Source organism: Paenibacillus sp. P4_A9 (assembly GCF_056402415.1).
Window position 1 is genome coordinate 25845 of sequence record NZ_JBFUHL010000053.1, and the last position, 6777, is coordinate 32621.

At 43.6% G+C, this 6777-nt stretch carries 7 protein-coding genes; all 7 read left to right on the plus strand.

What is annotated here, in order from left to right:
* Positions 1 to 157: 157 nt before the first annotated feature.
* On the plus strand, positions 158 to 1402 hold the full coding sequence (gene ftsA / locus AC1DVJ_RS24225; protein ID WP_477594164.1) for a cell division protein FtsA: 1245 nt from the start codon (positions 158 to 160) through the stop codon (positions 1400 to 1402).
* Between the two features lie 30 nt (positions 1403 to 1432).
* Positions 1433 to 2557, plus strand: a complete 1125-nt coding sequence (ftsZ, locus tag AC1DVJ_RS24230) for a cell division protein FtsZ (protein ID WP_477594166.1) — start codon at positions 1433 to 1435, stop codon at positions 2555 to 2557.
* A 233-nt stretch (positions 2558 to 2790) separates the two neighbouring features.
* On the plus strand, positions 2791 to 3714 hold the full coding sequence (spoIIGA, locus tag AC1DVJ_RS24235; RefSeq protein ID WP_477594168.1) for a sigma-E processing peptidase SpoIIGA: 924 nt from the start codon (positions 2791 to 2793) through the stop codon (positions 3712 to 3714).
* Between the two features lie 138 nt (positions 3715 to 3852).
* A complete protein-coding gene (gene sigE, locus AC1DVJ_RS24240) occupies positions 3853 to 4575 on the plus strand; it encodes an RNA polymerase sporulation sigma factor SigE (RefSeq protein ID WP_477594170.1) in 723 nt (240 codons plus the stop codon).
* A gap of 159 nt (positions 4576 to 4734) precedes the next feature.
* Positions 4735 to 5517, plus strand: a complete 783-nt coding sequence (sigG, locus tag AC1DVJ_RS24245; protein ID WP_477594172.1) for an RNA polymerase sporulation sigma factor SigG — start codon at positions 4735 to 4737, stop codon at positions 5515 to 5517.
* A 143-nt stretch (positions 5518 to 5660) separates the two neighbouring features.
* Positions 5661 to 5960, plus strand: a complete 300-nt coding sequence (locus AC1DVJ_RS24250; RefSeq protein WP_310227040.1) for a YlmC/YmxH family sporulation protein — start codon at positions 5661 to 5663, stop codon at positions 5958 to 5960.
* A gap of 117 nt (positions 5961 to 6077) precedes the next feature.
* Positions 6078 to 6777: peptidoglycan editing factor PgeF (gene pgeF, locus AC1DVJ_RS24255; protein WP_477594175.1), on the plus strand; the 700-nt coding region annotated here is incomplete at its 3' end.

Consider the following 6777-nt stretch of genomic DNA (forward strand, 5'->3'; position numbering starts at 1 on the left):
TTTGCACTTCACAACAATAAGATGAGAATTTCAAGCTGGTTTTTAAATGCAAAAAAAATGTAGAAAAAAGAGGGAATATGGCGGTTGTGTGGAATACGTATAAAAGTATTTATGAAGATTTTGCAATTTTACCTAAGTTACAGGAGGTGCCAGGGGCTTGAGCAACAATGATATCATTGTTAGTTTAGACATCGGTACATCCAAARTTCGAGCTATTATTGGGGAAGTTGTTAACGGAACCATTAATATAATAGGAGTGGGATCTGCCGAGTCAGAGGGTATTCGTAAAGGCGCAATCGTTGATATTGATCAAACTGTACATTCCATTCGCAGTGCCATAGATCATGCAGAACGAATGGTCGGTATACAAATTTCCGAGGTTTACGTTGGAATTTCAGGGAATCATATTTCTCTTCAATCTAGTCACGGTGTCGTTGCTGTTTCAAATGAAGACCGTGAAATCGGAGAAGAAGATATTGATCGCGTCATTCAAGCGGCAAGAGTCATCGCCTTACCTCCCGAACGTGAAATAGTTGGAGTTGTACCTAAGCAATATTTGGTTGATGGACAAGAAGGTATTAATGATCCACGCGGTATGATCGGTGTTCGTTTAGAAGTAGAAGCGACGATTATTACTGGATCCAAAACGAGCATACATAATTTAACTCGTGTTGTGGAAAAATCCGAACTGAAGGTTACGGGACTTATTTTAATGTCGCACGCTTCTGGAAACTTGGCTCTTTCCAAAGATGAGAAGGCTGTAGGAACCGTGCTGGTTGATATTGGTGCCGGTGCAACGACAATTGCTGTGTTTGATGAGAGTAATTTAGTCGCTACGTCAACGATTCAAATCGGCGGAGAATTTATCAGCAATGATATCTCCATTGGTCTTCATACGCAATTAGATATTGCGGAGAAAATCAAGTTGAAATATGGTTGTGCTTCCGTAGAAGATTCAGCGCCTGATCAAGTGTTTAAAGTAACGAGAATGGGCAGCAATGTTGAAAAAGAGTTCTCGCAAGTGGATCTAGCAAATATCATTGAACCGCGCGTGGAAGAGATTTTCCAGTTGATTCGTGCGGAAGTTCATCGTTTAGGCTATGGTAATCTAGCAGGTGGCTATGTCCTTACGGGTGGAACTGTCTGTATGCCTGGTATGCTGGCGATTGCACAAAACGAACTTGCCACGTCTGTTCGTATTGCAGTGCCTGATTTCATCGGGGTACGTGATCCATCCTACACAAGTGGTGTCGGTATTATTCAATCTGTCGCCAAATCTTTGAGGAATCGTAATACTGGTTTTTCTAAGAAACTGGCAACGAAGACTACCAAAAAATCCTCCGATAGTCAAAAGCCAGGTTGGGTTGAACGGGTCAAAAATTTCTTCAGTGAATTCATTTAGTGAACGTTAAGTTAGGGGGATATGGCACATATGTTTGAATTTGATATGGATTTAGACCAATTGGCTCAAATTAAAGTCATTGGCGTTGGTGGCGGCGGTAGCAATGCAGTGAATCGCATGATTGAAAACGGGGTAAAGGGCGTTGAATTTATTACCGTCAATACGGATGCACAGGCGCTTCATTTGGCCAAGTCTGTACATAAATTGCAAATCGGCGATAAATTGACCCGCGGTTTAGGAGCAGGTGCGAACCCTGAAGTCGGGAARAAAGCAGCAGAAGAGTCAAGGGAGACGATTCTGAATACGCTTCGCGGCGCTGATATGGTTTTCGTAACGGCAGGTATGGGCGGCGGTACAGGTACAGGAGCAGCCCCAGTCATAGCGGAAATTGCCAAAGAAGTAGGTGCACTTACTGTAGGTGTTGTGACACGACCGTTTACATTCGAAGGACGCAAACGCTCTCTACAAGCAGAAGCAGGGATTGCTGCATTGAAAGAAAAAGTTGATACGCTTATCATTATCCCGAACGACCGACTACTTGAGATCGTCGATAAAAAGACACCAATGCTTGAAGCGTTCCGCGAAGCGGATAATGTTCTTCGTCAAGGTGTTCAAGGGATTTCTGATTTGATCGCAGTACCAGGACTTATCAATTTGGACTTTGCCGATGTAAAAACGATTATGACAGAGCGCGGTTCGGCCCTTATGKGGATCGGCGTAGCGACTGGTGAGAATCGTGCAGCTGAAGCAGCGAAAAAAGCGATCTCCAGTCCTTTGCTAGAAACTTCGATCGAAGGCGCACGTGGTGTTTTGATGAACATCACAGGCGGTATGAACCTTAGCTTGTACGAAGTAAATGAGGCCGCTGATATCGTGGCATCTGCATCGGATATCGAAGTTAATATGATTTTCGGTGCTGTTATTGACGAGAAGCTGAAGGATGAGATTCTAGTTACCGTTATCGCAACTGGTTTCGAGCATAAAGCAGCTCCAATTCATCAGTCTATCAAACGTCCGGTATCACCAGGACAGCCAGAGACGGCAGCTCCTGACAACCGATTGAATAATCTCAAACCATTTGGCGCACAGCCATCGAATGATCAATTGGATATTCCGACTTTCTTGCGTAACCGTGGACGGAATACTGACAAATAATTACACAATATGTGTCTAGAGACCGAAGCCCTACTTGATGTAGAAGCTTCGGTTTTTTGTTGTTCTATAAGCTTTTCTCATCAGGACGAGGCCGCGTCAACTGACAAAAAAAGTAGGTTCCTACTAGCAAGTTTAGACAGACTTTGAACTTGGAATCCAATATACTGATTTAGAACCTTAAAGTTTCGTCACGAATTTGCTAGATAGTGTCCGTCTTGGAGGTGAGGCATGGTATGGTCGTCTATGCGGATCTCATTTTCCTGCTGAACTTTCTAGTGGATGCGGCCTTACTCATCGTCACGGCGAAAACGCGGAAAATAGCGTTCAAATGGTGGAGGATCGCGCTTTCAGCAGCTTTAGGAGCTTTGTATGTCGTGATGATTTTTTTACCAGTTCCAACATTGCTTTTTACATTTTCTGTGAAATGTATGTTATGTACATGCATGATTATGACCGCTTTTGGCTACGGCTCGTTACAAAATTTATTAAGGAACATGGGGACGTTTCTGCTCATCAATTTCGCTGTTGCCGGAGGGTTGTTCGGAATCCATTATGTGCTTGCATCTTCCTCTGATGTGATGAAGGGAATTGTATTCACCCAATCTGGCGTTGCCGTCTTTCAATTTCAAATCGGTAGTATCCTGTTTGTGGTCATTTTGTTGCTTCCTCTTGTTTGGTGGTTTCGAACCGTGTTCCAAAGTACAAAGCAACGCGAGGTTATGACAACTTATTTGGCAGAGGTCACGATTTATGTGGGGGATTTCATTGCCACCTGCAAAGGCTTGATCGATACGGGTAATCAACTTTATGACCCATTAACGCGTACCCCTGTTATGGTTATGGAGGTATCGGAATGGGGAGATGTCCTGCCTGCCCAGTGGCTTCAAAGGATAAGATCAGCAGATGTGGATCAAATCATTAGCGGCTTGGGTGTAGAAGAGTTTATTTGGCAGGATCGTTTGCGTCTCGTACCTTACCGTGGTGTCAACCGGAATACGCAATTCATGCTGGCTATAAAGCCCGATAAGGTGGTGATCACTCATAATGATTCGCAATTGGAGGCAACGAAGGTACTTATCGGACTAGACGGAGGAAAGCTCTGCAGCGATGGTTCCTATCAAGCGATTATCCATCCTGCATTGATTTCAACTGGATAGCGCTTTCACTGTAATTATTGCAAGATTTCCAATGAAAAAAGCAGCTTTTGCTTACGATGACAGTTTTGCTATGGCAAAACTTAAGGTACGCTTACGAAGAAAGTTTTGCCACAGCAAAACGCTTAGGAGGAAACTAACATGTTCTTGAAGTGGAAACTGCTTTTTCAACTAGCGTATTATCGCATTTTGATGTTACTGGGTCTCAAAGGTGAGGAAATCTATTACATAGGTGGTAGTGAAGCATTGCCACCACCGCTTACACGTGAAGAAGAAGAATACTTATTGGAAAAGTTACCATCCGGGGACGCGGCTATTCGAGCTATGCTGATTGAGCGAAACCTGAGATTGGTTGTCTATATAGCGAGGAAATTCGAAAATACGGGGATTAACATTGAGGATTTGGTTTCGATCGGGGCCATCGGCCTCATCAAAGCAGTCAACACCTTCGATCCCGAGAAGAAGATTAAGCTGGCAACCTATGCTTCCCGCTGTATTGAGAATGAAATTCTGATGTATTTGYGCAGAAATAGTAAAATTCGAACGGAAGTCTCGTTTGATGAACCGTTGAATATTGACTGGGACGGCAATGAACTTCTGTTATCCGATGTATTAGGAACAGAGAATGATACGATTTATCGCAACATCGAAGAGCAAGTCGATCGGAAGCTTTTACATAAAGCGCTTGATAAGCTTAGTGAACGCGAGCGTATTATCATGGAGCTTCGTTTCGGGCTGCAGGATGGGGAAGAAAAGACGCAAAAAGACGTTGCAGATCTGCTGGGTATTTCGCAATCCTATATCTCCAGATTGGAAAAACGGATCATAAAGAGGCTTCGTAAAGAATTTAACAAGATGGTCTAAAATTTTTTTTGGCAGGAAATGTCGAAATTGTTCAGCAGTCACGGGTGAGAGCGAGTTGGTACACTTTTGTCAAGTGGCTGAATAGGGGATAGGGCAGGAATAAATCGACCGCTCACGGGGATAATTAACAGTAATGTTTCTCCTTGGGAGGTAATCACGGTGACCCGAAATAAAGTTGAGATATGTGGAGTTGACACCGCCAAACTGCCTGTGCTGACCAATGCAGAGATGCGTGAGTTGTTCACTGACCTGCAAACTAAACAGGAACGAACTGCAAGAGAGAAATTGGTCAATGGCAACTTAAGGTTGGTACTGAGTGTGATTCAACGGTTCAACAATCGTGGAGAGTATGTGGACGATCTCTTCCAAGTTGGCTGTATTGGTTTGATGAAAGCCATTGATAACTTTGATTTAAGTCAAAATGTCAAATTCTCGACCTATGCTGTACCTATGATTATAGGTGAGATACGCCGCTACTTACGAGATAATAACCCGATTCGCGTTTCTCGTTCCTTGAGAGATATTGCTTACAAAGCATTACAAGTTAGAGACAGTCTGACGAATCAGAACTCACGCGAGCCATCTATTTATGAAATCTCTGAAGCTTTGAATGTACCCAAAGAAGATGTCGTGTTCGCGCTCGATGCTATTCAAGATCCGGTATCCTTATTTGAGCCCATTTATCATGATGGGGGCGATCCCATCTATGTCATGGATCAAATAAGCGATGAGCGTAATAAGGACATGTCATGGATTGAGGGTATCGCATTGCGAGAAGCGATGCAAAAGCTGAATGCCAGAGAGAAGATGATTCTATCTATGCGCTTCTTTGATGGCAAGACCCAGATGGAAGTAGCAGATGAGATTGGCATTTCTCAAGCGCAGGTCTCAAGGCTAGAGAAATCAGCGATTTGTCAGATGCAGAAGCATGTGAAATCCTAAGTGCAATTTACAAAGACTGGATCGGCCTTGGTAGACAAGCCGTGAAGGTCTTTTTTCGCGGATAAGGACATTTTGCCCATTAGGCACATATACTAATAGAAAAATCAGTACAAATTCTAATGAGATATGTGGTGATAGGCCTCATGAAAATATCTGATTTCCAGACGAAGGATGTAATTAATATTGTGGACGGTAAAAAGCTTGGACAAATCAGTGATTTGGAGCTTGACCTGCGCCAAGGACGAATCGAGTCTATTGTTGTGCCGAATCAGAGCCGATTTTTTGGATTATTCGGAACAGGGACTGATGTCATTATTCCTTGGAAGCATATCGTGAAAATTGGTGCTGATGTTGTGCTCGTGAAGCTAGAAGACGTTCGGCCGTACCGTCAAACGGATGACACCGAAGGGGTATATGAATTTAATCGTCAATTTCGGAATTGAGGTTAGGCACACGGGATGAGGCTGCTTAGTAACTAAGGCAGCCTATCAGCCATCGTGTGTCTTTTCATTTTGTGTGCTAAAGTAGAGGTACACAAGACAGGATGGAGGAGATTGGCTTTGGAACCATTTGTCGTACAATCTAACGTATCTAACGAGGATCAGCCGGTCCTTTTACACATAGCACCATGGCTAGCTTCATTTCCTGAATTAACTGCGGGCTTTACCTCTCGCTTAGGAGGAGTAAGCCAGGCACCCTTCGCTTCTCTAAATTGCGGACTCCATGTTAACGATATCCGAGATGATGTTGTACATAATCGTGAGCGCATTGCTGATGCCTTAGGACAGTCCTTTACGTCTTTTACTTATGCAGAACAAGTACATGGGAAAGACATCGCAATCGTCAGTCTAAACGAGCAAGGCATGGGGCGTGATCGCAGAGAAACTGCGCTTCAAGCGAAGGATGGTTTTATTACGAAGGAGAAAGGGATCGTTCTCTGCGCACAATTCGCGGATTGTGTACCTTTGTATTTCTATGATCCTGTTCAGCAAGTAGTTGGTTTAGCGCATGCAGGTTGGAAAGGATCTGTGTTAAACATTTCCATGGCTACAATATCCTTAATGACACATACTTTTGGTAGTCAGCCCTCTGATATCCGTGCCGCTATCGGCCCCTCGATCGGAGCMTGCTGCTATGAGGTTGATGATACGGTAGCTTCACGTGTAAGACAAATTCTGGAGGAAACACAAACGTCACTAGAGGAACAAGAAGCTGTCATCATCGATAAGGGCAATTATAAGTATATGTTGAATTTGCAAC

Bases quoted from the DNA above. Each gene is read 5' to 3' on its own strand.
- spoIIGA (WP_477594168.1), top strand. From the start codon at position 2,791: ATGGTCGTCTATGCGGATCTCATTTTCCTGCTGAACTTTCTAGTGGAT.
- AC1DVJ_RS24250 (WP_310227040.1), top strand. From the start codon at position 5,661: ATGAAAATATCTGATTTCCAGACGAAGGATGTAATTAATATTGTGGAC.